22 protein-coding genes and 1 pseudogene are annotated in these 20,536 nt (G+C 74.9%); 7 read left to right on the top strand and 16 right to left on the bottom strand.

All coding sequences use genetic code 11. The annotated features are described in order from the left end of the window. Positions 1–42 precede the first annotated feature (42 nt). A pseudogene (locus ACQP00_RS10950) lies at positions 43–2,880 on the top strand (DEAD/DEAH box helicase); the annotation flags it as partial. After that, positions 2,877–3,263, top strand: coding sequence for a hypothetical protein (locus ACQP00_RS10955; protein WP_433217886.1), 387 nt, complete (start codon positions 2,877–2,879; stop codon positions 3,261–3,263). The pseudogene ACQP00_RS10950 and the gene ACQP00_RS10955, both read left to right, overlap by 4 nt. Here ACQP00_RS10955 and ACQP00_RS10960 read toward each other — a convergent pair. Genes ACQP00_RS10960 through ACQP00_RS10970 form a run of 3 tightly spaced genes read right to left on the bottom strand, consistent with a single transcriptional unit; the run spans position 3,237 to position 5,810 of the window. Beyond that, positions 3,237–4,148, bottom strand: a complete 912-nt coding sequence (locus tag ACQP00_RS10960; RefSeq protein WP_433217888.1) for a septum formation family protein — start codon at positions 4,146–4,148, stop codon at positions 3,237–3,239. The two genes, ACQP00_RS10955 and ACQP00_RS10960, sit on opposite strands and share 27 nt — an antisense overlap. Further along, positions 4,132–4,893, bottom strand: a complete 762-nt coding sequence (locus ACQP00_RS10965) for a DUF3105 domain-containing protein (protein ID WP_433217889.1) — start codon at positions 4,891–4,893, stop codon at positions 4,132–4,134. The genes ACQP00_RS10960 and ACQP00_RS10965 overlap by 17 nt, the downstream gene beginning before the upstream one ends. A 35-nt stretch (positions 4,894–4,928) precedes the next feature. Further along, complete coding sequence (locus ACQP00_RS10970; RefSeq protein WP_433217891.1) at positions 4,929–5,810, bottom strand: SDR family oxidoreductase; 882 nt, start codon at positions 5,808–5,810, stop codon at positions 4,929–4,931. Between the two features lie 62 nt (positions 5,811–5,872). Here ACQP00_RS10970 and ACQP00_RS10975 point away from each other — a divergent pair, with 62 nt between their 5' ends. Further along, complete coding sequence (locus tag ACQP00_RS10975; RefSeq protein WP_433217893.1) at positions 5,873–6,448, top strand: TetR/AcrR family transcriptional regulator; 576 nt, start codon at positions 5,873–5,875, stop codon at positions 6,446–6,448. Positions 6,449–6,465: 17 nt separating this feature from the next. Next, positions 6,466–7,092 (top strand): hypothetical protein, encoded by a 627-nt coding sequence (locus tag ACQP00_RS10980; RefSeq protein ID WP_433217895.1) that lies wholly within the window; start codon positions 6,466–6,468, stop codon positions 7,090–7,092. 12 nt (positions 7,093–7,104) lie between these two features. Here ACQP00_RS10980 and ACQP00_RS10985 read toward each other — a convergent pair whose 3' ends face one another. The 3 genes from ACQP00_RS10985 to ACQP00_RS10995 are packed head-to-tail and all read right to left on the bottom strand — an operon-like array spanning position 7,105 to position 10,226. Further along, positions 7,105–8,427, bottom strand: a complete 1,323-nt coding sequence (locus ACQP00_RS10985; protein WP_433217897.1) for a hypothetical protein — start codon at positions 8,425–8,427, stop codon at positions 7,105–7,107. A 60-nt stretch (positions 8,428–8,487) separates the two neighbouring features. Beyond that, on the bottom strand, positions 8,488–9,504 hold the full coding sequence (locus ACQP00_RS10990) for an ABC transporter permease subunit (RefSeq protein WP_433217899.1): 1,017 nt from the start codon (positions 9,502–9,504) through the stop codon (positions 8,488–8,490). After that, complete coding sequence (locus ACQP00_RS10995; RefSeq protein WP_433217901.1) at positions 9,501–10,226, bottom strand: ABC transporter ATP-binding protein; 726 nt, start codon at positions 10,224–10,226, stop codon at positions 9,501–9,503. The genes ACQP00_RS10990 and ACQP00_RS10995 overlap by 4 nt, the downstream gene beginning before the upstream one ends. A 108-nt stretch (positions 10,227–10,334) precedes the next feature. On the opposite strand from ACQP00_RS10995, the gene ACQP00_RS11000 reads away from it, so the two are divergent. Further along, positions 10,335–10,838 carry a hypothetical protein gene (locus ACQP00_RS11000; RefSeq protein WP_433217903.1) on the top strand — a complete coding sequence of 168 codons (504 nt, stop codon included), beginning with the start codon at positions 10,335–10,337 and terminating at the stop codon, positions 10,836–10,838. Here the strand turns inward: ACQP00_RS11000 and ACQP00_RS11005 are convergent. The 9 genes from ACQP00_RS11005 to ACQP00_RS11045 are packed head-to-tail and all read right to left on the bottom strand — an operon-like array spanning position 10,741 to position 17,947. Continuing rightward, on the bottom strand, positions 10,741–11,586 hold the full coding sequence (locus ACQP00_RS11005) for an SWIM zinc finger family protein (protein WP_433217905.1): 846 nt from the start codon (positions 11,584–11,586) through the stop codon (positions 10,741–10,743). The genes ACQP00_RS11000 and ACQP00_RS11005 overlap by 98 nt on opposite strands. Continuing rightward, positions 11,583–11,870, bottom strand: coding sequence for a YciI family protein (locus ACQP00_RS11010; protein ID WP_433217907.1), 288 nt, complete (start codon positions 11,868–11,870; stop codon positions 11,583–11,585). Before ACQP00_RS11010 ends, ACQP00_RS11005 begins: the two co-directional genes overlap by 4 nt. A gap of 14 nt (positions 11,871–11,884) precedes the next feature. Then, the gene (locus tag ACQP00_RS11015; protein WP_433217909.1) at positions 11,885–13,312 is read right to left on the bottom strand and encodes an LLM class flavin-dependent oxidoreductase; all 1,428 of its coding nucleotides are present in this window, start codon (positions 13,310–13,312) and stop codon (positions 11,885–11,887) included. Continuing rightward, positions 13,306–14,553 (bottom strand): glycosyltransferase 87 family protein, encoded by a 1,248-nt coding sequence (locus ACQP00_RS11020; RefSeq protein WP_433217910.1) that lies wholly within the window; start codon positions 14,551–14,553, stop codon positions 13,306–13,308. The genes ACQP00_RS11015 and ACQP00_RS11020 overlap by 7 nt, the downstream gene beginning before the upstream one ends. Next, positions 14,550–14,954 carry a hypothetical protein gene (locus ACQP00_RS11025; protein ID WP_433217912.1) on the bottom strand — a complete coding sequence of 135 codons (405 nt, stop codon included), beginning with the start codon at positions 14,952–14,954 and terminating at the stop codon, positions 14,550–14,552. Before ACQP00_RS11025 ends, ACQP00_RS11020 begins: the two co-directional genes overlap by 4 nt. After that, positions 14,951–16,021, bottom strand: a complete 1,071-nt coding sequence (locus ACQP00_RS11030; RefSeq protein WP_433217914.1) for a molybdopterin-dependent oxidoreductase — start codon at positions 16,019–16,021, stop codon at positions 14,951–14,953. Before ACQP00_RS11030 ends, ACQP00_RS11025 begins: the two co-directional genes overlap by 4 nt. Continuing rightward, on the bottom strand, positions 16,018–16,671 hold the full coding sequence (locus tag ACQP00_RS11035; protein ID WP_433217916.1) for a class I SAM-dependent methyltransferase: 654 nt from the start codon (positions 16,669–16,671) through the stop codon (positions 16,018–16,020). The genes ACQP00_RS11030 and ACQP00_RS11035 overlap by 4 nt, the downstream gene beginning before the upstream one ends. After that, positions 16,668–17,297: a TIGR04282 family arsenosugar biosynthesis glycosyltransferase gene (locus ACQP00_RS11040; RefSeq protein WP_433217918.1), complete on the bottom strand. Its 630-nt coding sequence runs from the start codon at positions 17,295–17,297 to the stop codon at positions 16,668–16,670. The genes ACQP00_RS11035 and ACQP00_RS11040 overlap by 4 nt, the downstream gene beginning before the upstream one ends. Next, positions 17,294–17,947 (bottom strand): glycosyltransferase family 2 protein, encoded by a 654-nt coding sequence (locus ACQP00_RS11045; RefSeq protein WP_433217920.1) that lies wholly within the window; start codon positions 17,945–17,947, stop codon positions 17,294–17,296. Before ACQP00_RS11045 ends, ACQP00_RS11040 begins: the two co-directional genes overlap by 4 nt. Positions 17,948–18,059: 112 nt before the next feature. On the opposite strand from ACQP00_RS11045, the gene ACQP00_RS11050 reads away from it, so the two are divergent. Next, the gene (locus ACQP00_RS11050) at positions 18,060–19,091 is read left to right on the top strand and encodes an NAD-dependent epimerase/dehydratase family protein (RefSeq protein ID WP_433217923.1); all 1,032 of its coding nucleotides are present in this window, start codon (positions 18,060–18,062) and stop codon (positions 19,089–19,091) included. 75 nt (positions 19,092–19,166) lie between these two features. Beyond that, complete coding sequence (locus tag ACQP00_RS11055) at positions 19,167–20,012, top strand: NAD-dependent epimerase/dehydratase family protein (protein ID WP_433217925.1); 846 nt, start codon at positions 19,167–19,169, stop codon at positions 20,010–20,012. 47 nt (positions 20,013–20,059) lie between these two features. Here the strand turns inward: ACQP00_RS11055 and ACQP00_RS11060 are convergent, their stop codons facing one another. After that, positions 20,060–20,455, bottom strand: a complete 396-nt coding sequence (locus tag ACQP00_RS11060; RefSeq protein ID WP_433217927.1) for a DUF2267 domain-containing protein — start codon at positions 20,453–20,455, stop codon at positions 20,060–20,062. Positions 20,456–20,536: the final 81 nt, after the last annotated feature.

The following is a 20,536-nucleotide window of genomic DNA, read 5'->3' on the forward strand; positions in this document are numbered from 1 at the left end:
TGGGTCGAAGGCCGCCTCGGTCTGTGGGCCGAGGAGGACGGCACCGCGCTCGCGGGCCTGAACCTCGACGGCGACACCGGCGTCGCGGCCGAGCGCACGCTCACGCTGCCGACCCGCGGCCGCAAGCCCGAGCCGTGGCCCGCGGTCACCGAGAAGGCGCAGCTCAAGCCATGGACGGTGGCCACCGTCGAGTACCCGCCGGACGATGCCCTCGGCCTGCTGCGCGGCATACCCGCGCTGGCCGGCGACGACATCGCGCTGGCCCAGTCCACCGAGTGGTTCGTCGGGCTCGGCGAGTTCGCGGCCGGCCTGGTCGCGCGGGGCCGGATGCTGCCCACCATCGTCGGCGCCGAGGCGCGCTGGGCACCGGTGCTGACCGGCCGCGACGCCGCCTACGCCCGGGCCCTCGCGCTCGCCCTGCCCTCCGCCGCGCTGGCCGCCACGCCCGGCGTGACCCGGGTGGCCGCGGTGACCGAGGCCCTGGACGCCTTCGTGGACGCGGCCGCGCGCCCGGGGGAGGCCGGCGCCAAGGGCTGGGTCGCGGCGTTGTCCGGCAAAGAAAGGCGCATTTCGGACATCTCCCCAAGCGCCCTGGACCAACTCCAGAAGCGGCTGGCCGCGTGGGAGGCCGACGCCGTCGGCGGCTCGGTCCGGGCCTGCTTCCGCCTGGTCGAGCCGCCCGAGCCGGAGGTCGGCGAGGAGCCGGCGCCTGACCCGCACTGGAGCCTCGAGTTCGCGCTGCAGGCCGCCGACGAGCCCACCCTCGTGGTGGACGCCGACCGGGTCTGGCGCTCGCGGGGGGCGCTCAAGGCGTTGCAGCGGCACATCCCGGCCCCGCAGGAGACGCTGCTGGCGGAGCTCGGGCGGGCCAGCCGGCTGTACCCGGCGCTGGAGGACGCCCTGCGCGACGCCCGCCCGGTGGCCCTGCGCCTCGACACCGACGGCGCCCACCGGCTGCTCAGCGAGGGCGCCCCGCTGCTGGCCGCGGCCGGTTTCGGCGTCGTGCTCCCCGGCTGGTGGCGCCGCGCGTCGGCCCGTCTGGGCGCCCGTCTGAAGGTCAAGGACGGCAGCGGGGGTACCGCACCCGGCACCGTCAACACCGACAGCGGCCTCGGCCTCGGGGCGGTGGTCGACTACCGCTGGGAGCTGGCCCTCGGCGACGAGCCGCTGACCGAGGACGAGCTGCGCCGGCTCACCGACCTCAAGGCGCCGCTGATCCAGCTGCGCGGCCAGTGGGTCGAGCTCGACCCACGCCGGCTCGCCGAGGGCCTCTCGTTCATCGAGCGGCACCGCGAGCAGGAGTCGATGACCGTCGCCGATCTGCTGCACCTGGTGGGCGGGGCGGCCGAGGGGCCGGGCGGGCTGCCGGTGGTCGAGGTGGCCGCCGACGGGTGGCTCGGGGACCTGCTCAGCGGCGAGGCGGACCTGCGCATCGACGACGGCGACGTGCCGCCGGCGTTCAGCGGGGAGCTCAGGCCGTACCAGCGAAGGGGTTTGAACTGGCTCCGCTTCCTGGAGCGCGCCGGGCTGGGCGGCATCCTCGCCGACGACATGGGCCTGGGTAAAACTGTGCAACTGCTCGCGCTGCTGGCCGGAGCCGCGCCCGGTCCGACCCTGCTGGTGTGCCCGATGTCGCTGGTCGGCAACTGGCAGCGGGAGGCGGCCAGGTTCGCGCCGGGCCTGCGGGTGCACGTCCACCACGGGGCCGACCGCGCGCGGGCGCTGGACCCGGCCGACTTCGACGTCGTCGTGACCACCTACGCCGTGGCGACCCGCGACGTGGAGCTGTTCGCGCGGGTGCCGTGGCACCGGGTCGTGCTCGATGAGGCCCAGGCCGTGAAGAACGCCGCCACCAAGCAGGCGGCGGCGGTCCGGCGGCTGCCCGCCCGGCACCGCGTGGCCGTCACCGGCACCCCGGTCGAGAACCGGCTGGCCGACCTCTGGTCGATCATGGAGTTCGCCAACCCGGGCCTGCTGGGCAGCGCGACGAAGTTCAAGGAGCGCTTCGCCGAGCCGATCGAGCGCGACGGGGACGCCGACGCGGCCGCGCGTCTGCGAAGGATCACCCAGCCGTTCGTCTTGCGCCGGGTCAAGACCGACCGCACGATCATCTCCGACCTTCCCGAGAAGCTGGAGATGGACGTCGTGTGCAGCCTGACCCCCGAACAGGCCAGCCTGTACCAGGCGGTCGTGGACGACATGCTCGCGCGCATCGACAGCAGCCAGGGCATCGAGCGGCGCGGGCTGGTGCTGTCGACCATGACCCGGCTCAAGCAGATCTGCAACCACCCGGCGCTGGCCCTGCGCGACGGCAGCCGCCTGCCCGGCCGCAGCGGCAAGCTGGCCCGGCTGGAGGAGCTGGCCGAGGAGATCCTGGCGGCGGGGGAGCGGGCGCTGATCTTCACGCAGTACGCGGAGTTCGGCGGCATGCTGCGCGCCGAGCTCTCCGCCCGCTTCGGCCGCGAGGTCGCGTTCCTGCACGGCGGGGTCCCCAAGGCCGGCCGGGACGCGCTGGTGGCCCGCTTCCAGGAGGCCTCGCCGTCCTCGCCGCCGCTGTTCGTGCTCTCCCTCAAGGCGGGCGGGACGGGCCTGACGCTGACCGCGGCCAACCACGTCATCCACGTCGACCGCTGGTGGAACCCGGCCGTGGAGGACCAGGCGACGGACCGGGCGTTCCGGATCGGCCAGCGCCGGGCCGTGCAGGTGCGCAAGTTCGTCACCGCGGGCACCGTCGAGGAGAAGATCGCCGCGCTCATCGCCGACAAGCGCGGGCTGGCCAAGCAGATCGTCGGCACCGGCGAGGGCTGGCTGACCGAGCTGTCCACCGCCGACCTGCGCTCGCTGCTGACCCTCGACCCGGCCGCGGCGGTCACGGCATGACCGAGCGATTATGCGCGTTCGTCCTCCTCGTCGGCCCGGCGCTGCCGGCGCGCGAGGAGCTGCACTGGCGGCTGCACGACGCCATCGAGCAGGCGGCGGCGCGGGCCGGGATCGCGTTCCCGCAGGTCCAACTGCAGATGCTCGGTGACGGCGCGCTGGTGGTCTTTCCGGCCGACGTGAACGAGCCGCGGGCCTTCGCCGCGCTGTGCCGGGTCTTCCGGGCCGGCCTGCCACCCGACGACCAGGCGCCGGTGCGCATCCGCCTCGCGGTCGCGTTCGGCCCGCCGTCGGTCGCGACCATGGAGGTCACCCGGCTGGTCGACGGGGCCGATCAGGGTGGGCTGCTGCAGGTGGTGCTAGGCCGGGAGGGGATCGGCGCCTAGGCCCTTGAGCGACCGGTGCAGCGTCTTGGCCGTCGACACGTTGAGGAAGCAGTGTGCGGTGCGGTCGCCGAGCTGCCACTGGGCCTGGGTCAGCCCGTCCCAGAACGTGTAGATGTCCTTCCGCTGGTACAGCTGCAGCTCACTCAGTCCCAGGAACGCCGCCACCAGCGTGAAGCACGCCTTGCTCACGGTCGCGTTGAGCGCCTGGGCGTCGGCCGGGAACGGGCCGGCCGGAGCCGCCCACGCCCCGACGAACTCGGTGTCGTGCGGCTCGGTGCAGGCCACCGGCGTGACCGCGTCGACGCTGCGGTAGTACCCCTCCGGCGTGAGGTCCCCGCCCTCCAGGTCCACGCAGGTCAGGGCCAGCGGCTTGGGGTCCTTGAGGCCGTCCTTCACGGTGCCGGTGCGGGGCGCGGGCGCGAAGAGGTCGTCGCCCGCCTCGGCCAGCCCGCACACGTACGTGCGCACCCCGCCCTGCCACGCCGGCTGGCTCGGCAGGGACAGGAACGGGAACAGCCGCCCGGTGTGCCAGTCGCCGCCGGCGTACTCGCTCGCCTGCCGGTCGCACGCGGCGTACGCGGCCCGGGTCTGGTCGGAGTCCCAGGCCGGCAGGGTGTCCCCGGCCACCGTCCCGGTCGCGACCACCTCGACGCTGTGCTCCTGGGCGCAGCCGACGGCGACGAGCACCGCCCGGTCCGGCTTCTCGAACGCGCTGAACGGCCCGCCGGCCAGGCACTGCCCGGCCTGCGGCGGCACGTACCGCGCGCTCGGGAGCATCGGCCACCCGTTGGTCAGGTCGCCGTCGGTGTGCGCGGGCGCACCGCAGGCCGCCGCCGTCGCGAGGACGGCGGCGGCCACGATCAGCCGGCTACTCCGCCAGGCCATTGCTGCACGGCGTGCCCGGTTCGAGCGACGCCGTCTGGCGGTACTTCCTGATGAACTGATCCACCCGCGGGTCGTCGGCCTTGTCCAGCCGCAGCTGGTACCCCCAGGCCTGCAGCGAGACCGCGCTGGGCTGGCCGTCGTACGGGCTCATCAGCATGAAGTCGGTGTTGCGCACCTTGGCCGCGAGCTTGTCCACCTCGGCCTTGGCCAGGCCCGGCTGGTAGGTGATCCAGACCGCGCCGTGCTCCAGGCTGTGCACGGCGCGGCCCTCGGGGATCTCCTTGTCGTACACGTCGCCGGCGCAGCGCTGCCACATCCCGAAGTGGTTCCCGCCGGCCGCGGGGACCATCGGGTAGTCGGGCGCGGCCGTGTCCTCGACGTGGTCGCGGCCGAGCCAGTCCGGGTGGGTGAGCCGGTAGTCGATGACGCCCGGGATGTCCGCGCCGGCGTCGGTGTCGGCGGTGTCGTCGCGGGAGCCGACGTACCAGAACGCTCCGACGATCCCGGCCACGCACAGGATCGCCAGCACGCCGACGATGCTGCCGATCACGATGATCAGGTTCTTGTTGCTCTTCGGCGGGCCCGGTGGCGGCAGGTACGGCGGGTACGGCTGCTGCGGCGCGTACGGCTGCTGCGGCGCGTAGGGCGCGTGCGGTGGCTGCGGCGCGTGCGGGGGCGGCGGCGCGTAGGGCGCCTGCGGGGGCTGCTGAGGAGCGTGCGGCGGCTCGGGGTAGGGGCCGGTCATGGCGCCGAGATTACCGGAATGCCCGCCTGGTCCGGTCAGGGCCGGATGTGCTCCAGATCGGCGAGCAGGCGCGGGTGGACCGGCACCCAGCCGAGTTCGGCCCGGGTCTTCGCGCTGGACGCCGGCTGGTCGGTGGCGAAGATCGGGCCGAGCGGGCCGTACGTCTCCACCGGCACCGGCCGCACCGGCAGCCCCAGTCGCCGGCCGATGACCGCCGCGATGTCCCGCACCGCGTCGCCCTCGTCGTCCACCGCGTGCCAGGAGGTCCCGGCCGGCGCCTGCTCCAGGGCGAGCCGGAAGAGCACGGCCGCGTCGAGCGCGTGCACGGCCGGCCAGCGCTGGGTGCCGTCACCCGGATAGCCGGACACGCCGGACTGCCGCGCGATCTGGGTCAGCAGGCCGGCGAACCCGCCCGTGCCGTTGTTGTGCACCGTGCGCGGCAGGCGGACCGCGGAGCTGCGCACCCCGCGGCCGGCCAGGCCGAGGATCGCGGTGACCGTGCGGCCGCGCCCGCCGACCGGCCCGTCGGTCGGGACCGGGTCGTCCTCGGTGGCGGGGCGGCCCGGCGCGAACGGGGTGCCCGAGACAGTGACGAGCGGCCGGTCACTGCCGGTCAGGACCTCGCCGAGCGCGGTGAGGGCGGCGGTCTCCTCGGCGATCGCCCCGGCGAGCGCGTCGGCGCTGCTGAAGTCGTTGCTGAAGGCGAGGTGGATGACGCCGTCGGCCCGCTCGGCGCCCGCGCGGACGGCGTCGAGGTCGGCGAGGCCGCCTGCCAGGGGCTCGGCGCCGGCCGTCTTGAGGGCCAGGGCGGAGCGCTCGGAGCGGGCCAGCGCGAGGACGGAGTGGCCGTGGGCGAGCAGCTCGGCGACGACGGCCGAGCCGACCAGCCCGCTGCCGCCGGTGATGAAGACCCGCATGGTGGTTCTCTCCCAGAGTGACGGGACACTTGTCCCATCACTCTACTCGTAGAATCTCCGATGTGGCTCGATGGGAACCCGGCGCGCGCGAGCGGATCGTGGTCGCGGCGCTCGAACTGTTCGTCGAGCAGGGGTACGACGACACGACCGTGGCGCAGATCGCCGAGCGGGCCGGGCTGACCAAGAGCACCTTCTTCCGCCACTTCCGCGACAAGCGCGAGCTGCTGGTGGCCGGGCAGGAGACGCTGAGCCGGCTGCTGGCCGAGGGCATCGCCGCGGCCCCGGCCGGGGTCAGCCCGCTCGAGGCGGTGGCGTCCGGGCTGCGGGCCGCGTCCGGCGCCATGGGGCCGCTGAACCGGCAGCTCGGGCCGCGGCTGCGGGAGGCGATGGCCACCAACGCCGAACTGCAGGAGCGGGACGCGCTCAAGAGCGTCGGGATGGCGGCCGCGATGACCGCCGCCCTCGTTGCCCGGGGTGTTCCCGACCCGTTGGCCGCGCTGGCCGGCGAGCTCGGGGTGCTCGCCTTCAAACGGGGTTACGCCGAGTGGTCCTCCGGTGACGGCGAGAAGGACGAACTCGCGACCTTCACCCTGGCCGCGCTCGAGGAACTCAGGGCCGCGAGCGCGGGTCTGGGCTGAGCGATAGGGTCGGGGCCATGGCCGCCGAGTGTGAGATCGATCGATGCGCCGTGCTCGCGATCGGGCGGTGCCGGGAATGCGGCCGCGCCTTCTGCATGTCGCACCAGGCGCACAACGAGGTCACCGGCGAGGGGTACGCGGCGCTGTGCATCCAGTGCCTCGAACGGCGCTCCCGGGTCCGCGGCGGCCGGGACGCCGGTGACGCCCAGGTCGAGGCGCGCGAGGCGACCGAGCGGACCTGGGTCACCTCCGGCCAGGCGGCGATGGACTTCTACGCGGCCGGGATCGCGCCCATCCCGATCGTCGAGCGGCGCAAGCGGCTGGTGCCGCAGCGCTTCGGCCGGCCCCGCGAGGTGCTCGACGAGCTGGAGGTCGGGGCGCTGTGGGTGATCGGGCGCTTCGAGTGGACCGAGATGCAGGAGATCCCGGAGACCCGCGAGTGGACGACCGGGCTGCTCGCACGGCCGGGCGGCGGCTATCCGGTGTCGATGTTCGCGCGGGCCGTGGCCCGGTGCAAGGTCACCGAGGGGCTGGCCACCCTGGTGCGGGACGCGACCTACGGCGACAGCTGGACGCAACTCGAACGCCGCGAGATCCCGCGGATCGTCGCCGCCATCCGCCAGAAGATCAGCGCTGCTCGCTGAGGCTTGCCAAGATCAGCGCGGTGAGCCCAGGGCGTTGAGTGCGTCCAGGTAGCGCGGCGGGACCACGTTCGGGCCGTCGCCCTTGAAGGCGGCCTCGACCTCGGCGTCGCTCGGCAGCGCCGGCACCTCGGCGGCCAGCGCGGCCACGATCGGCGCGTCGTGCCAGTCCGGGTGCTCGGTGAGCAGGCGCAGGGCGACCAGCGACTCCTCGATCTCACCCACGCACTCGAACGGCTTGTGCGCGGTGAGTCCCATCAGCTCGCGGTACCCCTCGAGCTGGCTCAGGTCCGTGAACACGTCGGTGCCGAAGATGTGCAGCAGGCGGTCGCGGCCGGTGAACGGGGCGAGCGCGAGGAAGACGAACCGGCACTTCGGGCAGTGCCCGCACCAGCGGTCGCTCGCATCGCTGAGCTTGAAGGCCGCGTTGCAGCTGGTCACCACCTCGTCGTAGGTGGTGAACTTGGCGAACAGCCCGGCGATGTGCAGCTCGGACAGGCCGCGGAGCAGGGAGAAGTAGGCGTCCTGGAGGCCGGCGTGGGCGAGCAGCGCGTCGTGCAGGTGCCGCTCGGCGGGCAGGCCCTTGGACCACTGGTGGTTGATGTCCCGCCCGAGCCAGCTGAGGTTCGGCACCGAGGCCGAGCTCTCGTTGGACATCACGACCGGCCCGAGCCCGTGCATGACCGAGGCGGCCACCGCGATCAGCGAGTTGATCGCGGTCACCGGGATGTGTCCGTTGTACGCCCCGTTCTCGTTCAACTCCCGCATCCGCGGATCGAGCTGCCGGCGCACCGTGCGGGTCGGCTGCGGCGAGACCGCCATGACGCTCTTGATGATGGCGTTCGGGTTCACCGAGAACAGCACCGGATCGAGCCCGGCCAGCTGCAGCGCCTCCATCGTCACGATCGAGTCCTTGCCCCCGCCGACCGCCGCGAGCGGCGCCCCGGACGGCGTGTGCACCTCGTCCGGCGCGGCCGCGCTGTTCGGCGCGTCGATCGGCAGGTCCAGCACGTACTCGAGCTTGTTGCGATAGGCGAACTCGCCCAGCCCCTCGTGGTACAGCGCGCGCACCCACGGCAGGGCCCCCTCGGCGAGCGCGAGCTCCCCGAGTTCGACCCTGCGCGGGGCGGCGATCTTGTAGTACGAGGTGGACGCGGCCACGTACAGCAGGTCGAGCACCCGGTCGAGGGCCGGCGGCGTGACCGCGGGCGGCCCGAAGTCGACGGTCTCGGTCAGGACGAGGTCACCGAGCGCATAGTGGAAGCGGGCGACTCCGGTCGCGGGGTCGAACTCCCGCCCGGGGAACCGCAGCGCCTCGACGTGCTCCCACGCGTTCACCAATGCCTCAACCTTCGCCGCGTACCGCAACCGACCCGCAATGGTAGCCCGCGAGCGCCTCTACCGAGCCGTCCGGCGGATGCGCCATAGGGCCATCGCGAAGACGAGCGCGGTGAGGGCCAGCCACAGCGCCGTCTCCAGCCACTGGAAAGCCCAGAAGCGGTCGTTGGGCTGGTAGGCGATGTCCAGGTGCAGGTCGTGCGCGGCCAGGCAGGGGGACGAGTCGCCGAAGGTGCCGGTGGCGCCGGTCTTCGGGGCCCGCATCAGGCAGTCGTCGAAGATCTTCGGGTCGAGCGGGCGGCCGTCGGCGGTCAGCAGCTCACTCACCGACGTCACCCACGCGCCCTCGACCTCGATGCCCTGCAGGACCGGGGCGCTGCCCAGGGTGCCCAGGCCGTGCGCGCGGTCGATCGCCTCGGCCGTCAGCGGGCGGGTCTCGTGGTGCGACGGCATCAGGTGCGGCCGGATCGCGTTCGGCATCACGAACAGCGCGACCAGCACCAGCAGGCCGCTCAACGCCATCGCCGGCAGCGTGCGGCGCAGCAGCAGGCCGACGGCGGCGCCCAGCACGGTGGCGAACGCGGCCTGGCCGATCGGGGACAGCGCCCGGGCGCCGAAGTTGACCGTGCCGAAACGGTCCCCGGCGATCGCGTCGACCGGGGCGGCGGCCCAGCTCAGCAGCGCGCTCGCACAGGCCGCGACCAGCATCGCGGCGAGCACGACGGTGCCGAGCCGGACGGCGAGCCACCGGCGCCGGGTGACGCTCTGGTTCCAGGCCAGCCGGTGGGTGCCGGCCTCCAGCTCGCGGGCGATCAGCGGGGCGCCCCAGAACATGCCGATCAGCACCGGGACGAGCCCGAGCACACCGGCCAGCAGGAGCAGCCGGGTGCGGTAGTCGCCGACCAGCCGGGCCAGGGCGGCGGCGCAGTCGCCGGTGGCCCGGCACTGCGCGAGGTACCCGGCGTGCGCGTCGCGGATGTCGAGGCCGGTGATCACGAGGTACGCGGCGAGGGCGCCGAGGACGAGCGCGCCCGCGAGGGCCTGCGCGCGGAACTGCCGCCAGCTCATCCAGATCATGCCGCCGCCTCCCGCAGGGTGCTCAGGACCAGGTGCTCGAGGGAGGAGCCGTGGGCGGCGCGCAGCTCCCCGACGTCGCCGGCCAGCACGATCCGGCCGCCGGCCAGGACGATCAGGTAGTCGCAGACGCGCTCCACGTCGGCCAGCAGGTGGGAGCTGAGGATCGCGCTCGCCCCGATCTCGGCGATCGAGGCGATGAGGCTGCGCAGGAAGGTGTCGCGGGCGAGCGGGTCCAGGGCGGCCGCCGGCTCGTCGAGGATGAGCAGCTCGGGGCGCTTGGCCGCGGCCAGGGTGAGGGCCAGCTGGGCGCGCTGGCCGCCCGAGAGGCGGCCCGCCTTCTGGTCCACCGGGAGCCCGGTCTGCGCGATGCGGGCGCGGGCCAGCTCGCCGTCCCAGCCGGGGTTCATCCTCGCCCCCATGGTCAGGTGCTCGGCGACGGTCAGCCCGGCGTACACCGGGGCGTCCTGGGCCACGAAGCCGACGCGGGCCAGGTGGCGCGCGTCGGCGGCGGCCCGCGCGCCGAGCACCGCCAGCGTGCCGTCGGTCGGCTCGATCAGGCCGCAGGCGAGTTGCAGCAGCGTGGATTTGCCGGCCCCGTTGGGTCCGACCAGGCCGATGATCCGCCGGGCGGGGACGTCCAGGTCGACCGCCTGCAGCGCGGTGCGTTTGCCGTAGCGCTTGGTGAGGGCGGCGGCGTGCAGTACCGGATGAGCGTTTGGCATGTCGAGAATGCTCGTGGTGGCGCGGGCGGCGGGCATCGTGCCAAAGCGGGGGCCCGACCGTACTTTTGACCGGTTCGCGGGAGGGCCGGCGTTCCTAGCGTCGAGGGCATGAAGCTCATCGACCTCGCCCTCGCCGCGGTGTGCGCCGCGGCCCTCGGCGTGACCGCGTATCTGCTCGCCGACAGCTGGGGCGGCGCCTCCTGGGCCCTGGACCTCGGCTCCGGCGCCACCGTGACCGTGCTCGTGCTGCTGCGCCGGCGCTGGCGGTTCGCGCCCGCCGCCGTCCTGGCCGTCGCGCTGGCGGCGACGATCGTGTCCCGGGTGGCCGATCAGCCGCAGGAGCCGGGGCCGGCCGCGGCGCTCGCGCTGGGCGTGCTCGTGGCGTGGGCGGTCGCGCGGCGCACCTGGTGGATCCCCGCGTGCGCGCTGGGCACGGTCGTCGCGACGTGGGCGACCGACACCGGCTTTTCCGCGGTGACGGTGATCAACGCGGCGGGCTGGGTGGTCGGGGTGGTCAGCGGTACCAGCGCCGCAGTTGTCGCAGGGTCTCCGGCCCGCCCAGCTCCGGAGGCGGCGGGGGAAGCTGGCGCAGCAGCAGGTCCCGCTCGGTGACGTGGGCCGGGGCCGGGTCGGTAAGCGGGACCGGGGAGAGCCAGAAGCGCTCGATCTCCACGTCGGGCTCGGCGAGGGTGGCGAGGGCACCGGCGGTACCAATGGGAGATGGAAGCTCGGCGAGGACCGGATCGGCCTCGTCGGGCTCGGCGGTCCCCTCGCCGCGCAGGGTGCGCAGGGCGGCCAGGAGGGCGTCGCGGGACCGGCCGCGCCAGAGCAGGATGTCGAACGGGTCGGCGTCGAAGCGCTCGGCCAGCAGGTAGCACGCGGCGGCCAGGTGCTTGCACGGGACGGCCTTGTCCGGGCAGCTGCAGCGCATGGTCAGGTCGGCGAACCGGGCCGGGAACAGTGGCGCCCCGGCGGCCAGGAACACGTCCTCGACGTGCGGCGGCAGCTCGCCCGCGAGCAGCTTGGCGGCGCCCAGGGCCTCGGAGGCGAGGGCCTGCTCGACCCCGGCCCAGACCGCGTCGCCGAACACCGCGAGGCCGATCGTCACGTCGTACGGCTTGGGCCGCGAGCCCTGGACGCTCGCGGTCACCTCGCCGGGCGTGACCTCCAGGCGCAGCACCTGCCCGGCCCGCGCGTAGTTGCGGCCGCGGGTGAGCCGGGTGCCGAGCGCGAACGACTCGAGCACGCCGAGGAACCGCTTGGACCACCAGCTCTCGCCGATCGCGCCGCGCGTGCTGCGGGCCCGGATGCCGCCCTCGACGCGGACCGTGCGCGAGCCCCAGTACTCCGGAGTGGTCACCCCCGCAGTTGCTCCAGGCCGGCGGCGACCCGGCGCGGCGTGAACTCCACGATCGTGTACTCGGCCAGGCCCTTCTGCTTGAACGGGTCGAGCGCGATCCGCGCCTCGAGCTCCGCCCGCTCGATGCCGACGGCGAGGATCACGCCACCCTCGCGCGGCGTCATGGCGCCCGAGGCCACGAAGATGCCGGCGTCGTACTGCGAGTCGACCCACTCCGTGTGCGCCGGAACAGCGGCGTCGATGCGATCGAGCTCGGCGGTGTACCGCAGCGTGATGACGAACATTCCGCGGATTCTACTCAGCGCCGGAACGCCGCGATGACCCGCGACATGGGCTCCATGCAGTCCGGATGCGGGAGCCGGACCATGACCTCGGTCACGCCCGCCTCGGCGAGTTCGCGGAACCGCCCGATGTGGTCCGCGACGGTTCCGGCGTGCACGGCGGCCGCGTACGCGTCCCGCGGCCGGCGTCCACGGCCCTCGTCGATCATTCGACCAAGCGCTCGGTCGTCGTCGGCCACCAGCGCGGTGGTCAGGTGCGTGAGCCGGGTCGCCGGGTTGTACCCGCGCAGCACCTCGCCCTTGCGCCGCACGGTCGCGAGGTCCCCCAGCACGTTGGCCGCGTCGGCGTACCGCGCCGCGAGCCGCAGCGTGTGCCGCTCCCCGTTCCCGCCCACGATGATCGGAATGCGCTCCTGCACCGGCCGCGGGTAGCACATCGCCTCCGGGACGGTGAGCACCTTGCCCTCGAACCGCGGGCTGCCCTTACCCCACAGCAGCGGCAGCAGTCGCAGGGCGTCCTCGAGCAGCGCATAGCGTTCGCGGACGGTGGGGAAGTCCCAGCCGTACGCCACGTGCTCCTCCTTGAACCACGCCAGCCCGAGCCCCATCACGGCCCGCCCGCCGGACAGCACGTCGAGCGTCGCCGCGATCTTCCCGAGGTGGGCCACGTTGCGGTACGTCACCCCGGTCACCAGCGTCCCGAGCCGCACGCGCTCGGTGCCGGCGGCGAGGTAGGCGAGCGTCGTCCAGCTCTCCAGGAAGTCGTCCCACGCCCGCCCGATCTGCGGGATCTGCCGGAAGTGATCCATCACGTAGACGGCGTCGAACCCGGCCTCCTCGGCCGCTTTCGCCGTCTCGGCGACATTGACATGCTTGAACTCCCCGAGGTGCAGCCCGAAGCGCAGGCCGCGCGGCTGTTCCTCCTGCCGCCGGGCCGCGGCGGGGGAGTCCTGGAACGTCTCGGGCACCACGCGCACGGCGGTTTCCAGGTGTACCGCCGTGAAGCCCTCGCCCGGCAGCAGCGCTTTCGTCCGCGCCCAGTCCCGCAGCTGCCGGGTGAGCGCCTCGGCCGGGATGCGCTTACTGGTGCGGGCCCGGTTGCGGTCCCGGCACTCGGCCGCGGGCGTGTCGAACGCGATGGCCACACACGGCAGGTCGTGCTCGCGGGCCAGCGCGACCCACCGGCGCCGCCGCTCCTGGTCGAGCCCCAGGGTGTCGATCACGGTGGTGAGCCGCCGCCGGACCCGCCGCTGCACGACCATTTCCAAGATCTCGAACGCGTCGGCACTGGCGGCGAGGTCGTCCTCGCCCGCGCCGGCGAGCGCACGGAGCGCGTCGGAGGACACCACCTGCTCGGGGCGGAAGTGAGTGGCGGCCCAGGTCGACTTCCCGGCCGCCCCGGGCCCGACCAGCACCACGAGACACGGCTCCGGCAGCGTCAGCACCTTGCCATTCTGCGCCGCCTCAGCAGCAGGCCGATCGCGACCACGGCCAGCGCCGTGCCGAAGGCTTCGCGTTGGGCTGTCGCCGTGGAGAGGCCCAGGTCGCCGGCGAACTGGGGGAGGTAGGCGGCGGCGGCTACGGTCAGCCACTCGGCGGGGGCGCCGTAGGCGATGAGCATGACGAGGAGCAGGCCGTACCAGGGGTAGGCCGGTGCGGCTACGAGCAGCGTCACCGCGACCATCGCGGCCGCCGCCCGCCACGGCCGATCCGGGTCCGCGCGCCGCCGGACCAGCACGGCGGTGACGGCCAGGACCAGCACGGCGGCGGGCGCGGTGAGGGCGGTCGGCAGCACCAGGCCGAGCAGCGCGAACCTGGCGCCGTCGGCGTAGCCCTCCTCATGCAGGTAGCCGGGTAGGTATCCGAGCACCCTCGGCCCGACGGCGAGCACGTGCGGCAGGTACACGGCGACCACCGCGCCGGCCGCGGCCGCGAGCAGGACCAGGGGCCGGCGGCGGAGCAGGGCGGGGGTCAGCAGGGCGGGCGTGAGCTTGGTCGCGATGGCCAGACCGAGCACGGCTCCGCTCGGTCCGGTGCGGCCGCGGGCGGCCAGGTACACGGCCAGGGCGGCCAGGAACACGGCGGCCGCGTCGGCGTGGGCGTTGTTGCCGGCTTCCAGGGCTACCAGCGGGCACCAGGCCCACAGCACGGCGCGGCGGGGGTCGCGGCCCAGCCGGCGGAGGGCGAACCAGAGCAGGGCGCCCGTCGCGGCGGCGAAGCCGGCCATCGCGAGCTGCATCGCGCCGACCCGGGCGGGCAGGGCGGCGAAGAGGGCCTCGGCGACCGGGGGATAGATGGTGGGTACGGCGGGGCGGTTGATCAGCGTGCAGCCGTCCGGCACGCACCAGGGCGCGTCCGGGCGCCACAGGGTGTCGTCGCGCAGGTGGTGCAGTTCGGGGGCGGCCGGTGGATAGCGGTACGGGTCGATGCCGGCGCGCTGGACCGTGCCGTCCCAGAGGTAGCGGTACACGTCGTCGCTGCTGTTCGGCGGGTGCGTGGCGGCGGCGAGGGGCAGCAGGACCCCGCCCAGCAGCACGAGGATCGCGGCCGCGCGGGTGCCGGTGCGCGCGACGATCCAGGCACCGGCGGCGAACGGGAGCCAGGACAGCAGGTACCAGCGGCCGGGTAGTTGGAGCGCGCCGAGCAGGAGGGCCAGGCACACCGCGGCCGCGACGGGCCGCCTCACCGGCGCCGCCGCGCGCGCAGCAGCCGGGCGGCGATCCAGGCCGCGGTGACCAGGGCGGTGGCGGCGAGCAGGACGGCCAGGCCGCGGCCGTAGTGCTGGGGGAACGCGGAGGGGTTGTCGGCGATGCGGCCGGCGCCGATGACGAACGGCAGCGCGACCACGGTCAGGGCGGCCGCGACCGCGAGGCCGGCGCGGACCGGGCCGCGGGCGATCTCGGGGACGAAGCGGGTGACGAGCGCGGCGGTGGCGAGCACGAGAGGTACGACGACGAAATCGTGCGCGACGAGGGCGACGGCGGCGAAGACCAGCCGGCCGGCCAGCTCGTGCGTCGGCGCGTCGAGCCAGCCGTAGACCCCGTAGCCGAGCAGGGCCAGGCCGGCCGCGCCGAGCAGCCATCTCATGCGATCACCCGGCCGACCCATTTGGTCTGCAGCACGCCGGGGCGGTTGGGGGCGATGAGCCGGCACGGGTAGCCGTGATCGAGGTGCAGCGGCTCGCCGCCGAGGCGCAGGGCGAGCAGGGTCAGCGGGTCGCGGGCCTGGGCGGGCTCGAGGACCGAGGTGCGGTAGGGGCCGTCCTGTTGCAGCGACTCGACCGTCACCGGGCGGTTCGGGTCCTGGGCGCCGACCAGCTCGAGGAGGTCGGCCACGCGTACGCCGGACCAGGTGGCGCTCGCGCTCCAGCCCTCCACGCACGCGATCGGCAGGTCGGCCGCGAACTGGGGCAGGGCCAGCAGGTCGGCGAGGCTCAGCGCGTGGCGGCCGGCGGGGCCGGTGAGCAGGAGGCGGTACGACTCGTCGACGCGCACGATGCCGGCGGCGGCCGCGGTCTTGTTCACCGGCAACCCCTGCGGGCCGACGCCGGGCAGCCGCGGGGCGAGCAGCGAGACCCGGCGCAGCGGGGCCACGGTCTGCCCGACGGTCGCGAGCGTCACGGCCCCGGCGGCGGCGCCGGTCAGGGTGAGCACGCCGCGCCGGGTCCAGCCGCGGCCCGCCGGCGCCGGCTCGGCCCGTGCCGCGCGGATCAGCGGCAGCTTGGCCGCGATGTGCAGCAGCAGCGCGCCGGCCAGGATCCACGCGGTCCAGTAGTGGGCGCCGACGAAGCCGAAGGGCATCAGCGAGTACCAGTAGGCGATGTTGAGCACGCCCGTCACGAGCTCGAAGACGGCCGCCGCGGAGAGCAGGCCGATCGCCGCGCGCTCCAGGCCGTGGGCGAGGCCGCGGACCGGCGGCCAGGCGAACAGCTTCGGGAAGACCGACCAGATCTTCGCCGTCAGCAGTGGCACCGAGGCCAGGCCGCTCGCCACGTGCAGGCCCTGGGTGATGCGGTACAGCTGCACCGGGCGGGACGGCCAGTGGAACCCGCCCGGCGGGTGCTGGATGAAGTGGCTCAGCACCCCCGTCACGAGGCAGATCGTGAAGGCGATCCCGAGCATCAGGCCGAGGCGCGCGGTCAGGGCGGTCCTCACGCTCGCAGGCTCACGAACCATCGTCCCGCCTCCGTCCAGGCCTCGGTGACGTGCAGGGCCGCCGCATCGGCCAGGGCGGCGAGGTCGTCGGCGGCCACGAACGCCCACGCGAACGGGGTGCTGGCCGGGCCGCCGCTCGCGTCGTCGGCGAGCGACACCGGGCCGCTCCAGCTGCCCGCGCCCGGCGGGTCGACCTCGACGAGGACCGCGCCGCCGGGGCACACGAGGCGGCGGCAGCGGCGCAGCAGCCGGACCGGGTCGCCGCCGATGCCGATGTTGCCGTCGGCCAGCAGGGCGCCGGTCCAGCCGCCCTCGCCGGGCAGCGGGCCGAAGAGGTCCTGGCGCAGGACGGGGGCGCCGTGCCGGCGGGCGTACCGCACCGCCTGCGGGCTCAGGTCCACGCCCAGCACCCGCCGGCCGGTCGCGGCCAGGGCGCCGGTGAGCCGGCCCGGACCGCAGCCCAGGTCCACCGTGCCGTCCGGGCAGCGCGCCACGAGCGCGCCGTCGCCGGGGCGCAGGCCGCGGTGCCAGGCGTCCGGGTCGAGCTCGCGCACGGCGGTGCCGTCCGGCCCGACCAGCCGCAGCGCGGCCGGCTCGCCGCGCTCGACCCGGCGCAGCGCGGCTCCGAACACCGCCACCGGCGCCGTCACCGGCTCGGCTCCACTGTGGACAGTACCCGGGCGAACCGGCTCGCGGGGGACGCGGCGGCCGCGGCGAAGGCGTCCGGTGCGGTGTCCACGTCGCGCAGGGTCGTCGTCGCGGCCACCGTCAGGCCCCGGTCGCACAGCGCGGCGCGGGTCAGGGCGCCGGTGTCCGGAGTGGACATCGGCACGCCCCGCAGGACCGTGGCCGCCGCCGGGTCGCGCAGGCCGAGCAGCCACCAGCCGCCGTCCTCCGCCGGGCCCAGCACCGCGTCCGCGGCGGCCAGGCCGGCGGTGGCGGCGACCAGGTGGCCGACCCGCAGCTGCGGGGTGTCCATGCCGACGAGGAGGGTGGCGACGCCGGGGCGGGCGGTGTCCGCGTACGCCGCCGCGAGCCGCTCGCCGAGGCCGTCCCCGCGCTGCGGCACCCGGGACCAGCCGCGCGGTGCGGGCAGCGGGCCGTCGACGACGAGGGTGCGGGCCACGGCCGGGGTGGCGGTGAGCACCTCGGCGGTGTCGGCGATCGCCGCGGCGGCCAGCGCGGCGGCCTGCTGCGGTGTCCACGGTGGACAGAGCCGGGTCTTGACCCGGCCCGGCACCGGCGTCTTGGCGAGGAGGAGCACCTGGACCCTCATGAGGCCAGCACCCGGGACATGTCGCGGACCGCGCGCAGGGTGCCGCGCACGCTGCCGGTCACCTTCGAGCGGCCGCCCGCGGTGCGCGGGGCGTAGTCCACGTCGACCTCGGCGATCCGCCAGCCCGCGGCGGCGGCGCGGACCATCATCTCCAGCGGGTAGCCGAAGCGGCGGTCGGTCAGGCCCAGCGCGAGCAGAGCCTCGCGGCGGGCGGCGCGCATCGGGCCGAGGTCGTGCACCGGCATGCCGGTGGTGCGCCGCAGCCGCCACGCCACCAGCGCGTTGCCCGCGCGGCCGTGCACCGGCCAGGCGCCCCGGGTGGTCGGGCGGCGGCGGCCCAGGACCAGGTCGCGCGCTCCGGCCGCGACCGGGTCGGCCACCCGCGGGAGCTGGCGCGGGTCGAAGGAGCCGTCGGCGTCCATGAAGCACACGACGTCGGCGGTCGCGGCGGCGAGCCCGGCGTGGGCGGCCGCGCCGAAGCCGCGCGGGGTGGCCGGTACGACCAGGGCCCCATGGGCCGCGGCGATCTCCGGCGAGCCATCGGTGGAGCCGTTGTCGGCGACGATCGCGCGGAAGCCGGCCGGCAGCCGGGACAGGACCCACGGGAGGGCGGCGGCCTCGTTGAGGCAGGGCAGTACGACATCGGTCACAGCTCGGACGTTAGCGATGATCTTGATTGGAAGGTCTTACGAGAAGCTGACGGACCATTACGAACCGCGAACGTGGCCGCCGCGGCGGCCGGGGCGCCCTTAGCGTCGGGCCATGCGGATTCTCGTCACCGGCGGCGCCGGGTTCATCGGCACCCACGTCGTCGCCGCGCTGCGGGCCGGCGGCCACGACGTCATCGTGCTGGATGTGTTGCACCCCAAGGCCCACCGCGCCGAGCCGGTCGTCGACGGGCCGTTCGTGCGGGCCGACGTGCGCGACGCGGACGCGGTCGGTGCGGCCCTGGCCGGGGTGGACGCCGTGGTGCATCAGGCCGCGGTCGTGGGGATGGGCGTGGACCTGGCCGACCTGCCCGAGTACGCCGGATGCAACGACCTCGGCACGGCGGTGCTGCTGGCCGGCATGGCCCGCGCGGGCGTGCGGCGGCTGGTGCTGGCCAGTTCGATGGTCGTCTACGGCGAGGGCGCCTATGCCTGCCCGCGCCACGGGCCGGTCGAGCCGGCCGCCCGCCGGACCGCGGATCTCGCGGAAGGGCGATTCGATCCCTTGTGTACCGCCTGTGCCTCGCCCTTGACGCCCGGCGAGGTCGGCGAGGACGCCCCGGTGCGCCCGCGCAGCGTGTACGCGGCCACGAAGGCGGCCCAGGAACACCTCGCGGTGGCGTGGGCGGCCGCGACCGGCGGGTCGGCGACCGCCCTGCGGTACCACAACGTCTACGGCCCGGGCATGCCCCGCGACACGCCCTACAGCGGGGTCGCCGCGATCTTCCGCTCGGCCCTGGAGTCCGGGCGCGCCCCGCGGGTGTTCGAGGACGGCGGCCAGCGCCGCGACTTCGTCCACGTCACCGACGTGGCCGCGGCCAACCTGGCGGCCGTGGCGGCCGGGATTCCCGGGTTCCGGGCCTACAACATCGCCTCGGGCCGGCCCGCCACGATCGGGACCATGGCCGCGGCGCTCGCGGCCGCGATGGACGGCCCGGCGCCGGTGGTGACCGGCGAGTTCCGGGCCGGGGACGTCCGCCACGTCGTCGCCGCGCCGGACCGGGCCCGCCGCGAGCTGGGCTTCACCGCCGCGATCGAGCTGACCACGGGCCTGCGCGAGTTCGCCACGGCACCGCTGCGGGCGTGAGGCGCGGTATTCCCACCCGGGTGCGAGTCGTTCGACACGGCGCGGAAGTGGCGGCCGGCGATTTAGCGTGGCGGCATGAGGATCGTGTTGACCGGGGGAACCGGGTACATCGGGTCGGCCGTGGTGCGGGAGCTCGTCGCCGGCGGGCATGCGGTCACCGCGCTGGTGCGCAGCGACGAGGCGGCCGAGAAGGCGCGCGAGATCGGGGCGGACGCCGCGGTCGGGGACCTGTTCGACGCCGGGTGGGCCGCCGAGCGCTTCGCCGAGGGGGACGCGGTCGCGCACCTCGCGGCGACCGGGGGACCCGACACGGTCGAGTTCGACAAGGGGATCGTGGCGGCGGCGGTACGGGCCCTGGGCGGTACCGGCAAACCGTATGTCCACACGAGCGGCATCTGGCTCTGGGGCGACAACGCCGACATCACCGAGGAGTCGCCGATCGCGCCGCCCGCGCTGACGGCGTGGCGGGTCCCGGTCGAGCAGTCGGTGCTGGACGCGGACCTGGTGGCCACGATCGTCGCGCCCGGCATCGTCTACGGCCACGGCGGCGGCATTCCCGCCGGTGTGCTGGCGCCGGCGCGTGACGAGCAGGGGCGCGTCAAGCTCATCGGGGACGGCTCGCAGCACTGGACGAGCGTGCACGTGGACGACGTGGCCGCGCTGTACCGCCTGGTGCTGGAGCAGGCCGCGCCGCTCGGCCGGGTGGTCGTGGCGTCCGGGGTCAACCCGACGGTGCGCGAGCTGGGGGAGGCCGCCGCGGGCGGCAACGGCGTGGTCGCCGAGACTCCGGACGAGACGCGGGCGCGGCTCGGGGCCGGGTTCGCCGATGCGCTGCTGCTGGACCAGCAGGCATCCGGCGCGAAGGCGCGGGAGCTGGGCTGGAAGCCGGTCGGTCCGTCGCTGGTGGACGAGCTGCGCTAGACGGTTTTGATCCCGCGCGGGTTTCCGCCCGCGCGGGATCGATCGTGTCAGACCGGCAGGAGGGAAACGTCAGACTCGGTGAGCGCCAGCACGTCGCTCGTCAGCGGCTGATAGACACGCCGCAGCAGCGCCGGGTCGCACGCGCTCGCCACCGCGGCGAAGACCGCGCGCGCCAGGCGCTCGGCCTCCTCGGGCGGCACCGCGGCGCGCGCGGCGACGTCGGACCGGAAGTCGAGGTGGACCTCCTGGTCGTACAGGTGCTGGTAGGACCAGAGCGGCTCGGCCAGGGTCGGTGGGAGTTCCGCGGCAAGCTGGTGCACCCAGCCGTCCGGCAGCCGGGTGGCCAGGGCGTGCAGCACGCCACGCAGGGCCCGGCGCGCGCGCTCGGGATCGGTGATGCCGGTCTTGTCGCGTACCTCCGCGATGAACACGTCTTCGTACATGTGCCGAACCTGCCCGGCCGGGAGGTGAGCGGCCATCACTCCGGCGGGACGGGGCCGGGAGAGGCGCGGTCATGCTGTGCG

Source organism: Dactylosporangium sp. CS-047395, assembly GCF_050942185.1.
Lineage (GTDB): Bacteria > Actinomycetota > Actinomycetes > Mycobacteriales > Micromonosporaceae > Dactylosporangium.

Excerpts from the sequence above, each read along its gene's own strand:
- ACQP00_RS10955 (WP_433217886.1), top strand. The coding sequence starts at position 2,877 with ATGACCGAGCGATTATGCGCGTTCGTCCTCCTCGTCGGCCCGGCGCTG.
- ACQP00_RS10960 (WP_433217888.1), bottom strand. The coding sequence starts at position 4,148 with ATGGCCTGGCGGAGTAGCCGGCTGATCGTGGCCGCCGCCGTCCTCGCG.
- ACQP00_RS10965 (WP_433217889.1), bottom strand. The coding sequence starts at position 4,893 with ATGACCGGCCCCTACCCCGAGCCGCCGCACGCTCCTCAGCAGCCCCCG.
- ACQP00_RS10970 (WP_433217891.1), bottom strand. The coding sequence starts at position 5,810 with ATGCGGGTCTTCATCACCGGCGGCAGCGGGCTGGTCGGCTCGGCCGTC.
- ACQP00_RS10980 (WP_433217895.1), top strand. The coding sequence starts at position 6,466 with ATGGCCGCCGAGTGTGAGATCGATCGATGCGCCGTGCTCGCGATCGGG.
- ACQP00_RS10990 (WP_433217899.1), bottom strand. The coding sequence starts at position 9,504 with ATGATCTGGATGAGCTGGCGGCAGTTCCGCGCGCAGGCCCTCGCGGGC.
- ACQP00_RS10995 (WP_433217901.1), bottom strand. The coding sequence starts at position 10,226 with ATGCCAAACGCTCATCCGGTACTGCACGCCGCCGCCCTCACCAAGCGC.
- ACQP00_RS11000 (WP_433217903.1), top strand. The coding sequence starts at position 10,335 with ATGAAGCTCATCGACCTCGCCCTCGCCGCGGTGTGCGCCGCGGCCCTC.
- ACQP00_RS11010 (WP_433217907.1), bottom strand. The coding sequence starts at position 11,870 with ATGTTCGTCATCACGCTGCGGTACACCGCCGAGCTCGATCGCATCGAC.
- ACQP00_RS11025 (WP_433217912.1), bottom strand. The coding sequence starts at position 14,954 with ATGAGATGGCTGCTCGGCGCGGCCGGCCTGGCCCTGCTCGGCTACGGG.
- ACQP00_RS11040 (WP_433217918.1), bottom strand. The coding sequence starts at position 17,297 with ATGAGGGTCCAGGTGCTCCTCCTCGCCAAGACGCCGGTGCCGGGCCGG.
- ACQP00_RS11050 (WP_433217923.1), top strand. The coding sequence starts at position 18,060 with ATGCGGATTCTCGTCACCGGCGGCGCCGGGTTCATCGGCACCCACGTC.
- ACQP00_RS11055 (WP_433217925.1), top strand. The coding sequence starts at position 19,167 with ATGAGGATCGTGTTGACCGGGGGAACCGGGTACATCGGGTCGGCCGTG.
- ACQP00_RS11060 (WP_433217927.1), bottom strand. The coding sequence starts at position 20,455 with ATGTACGAAGACGTGTTCATCGCGGAGGTACGCGACAAGACCGGCATC.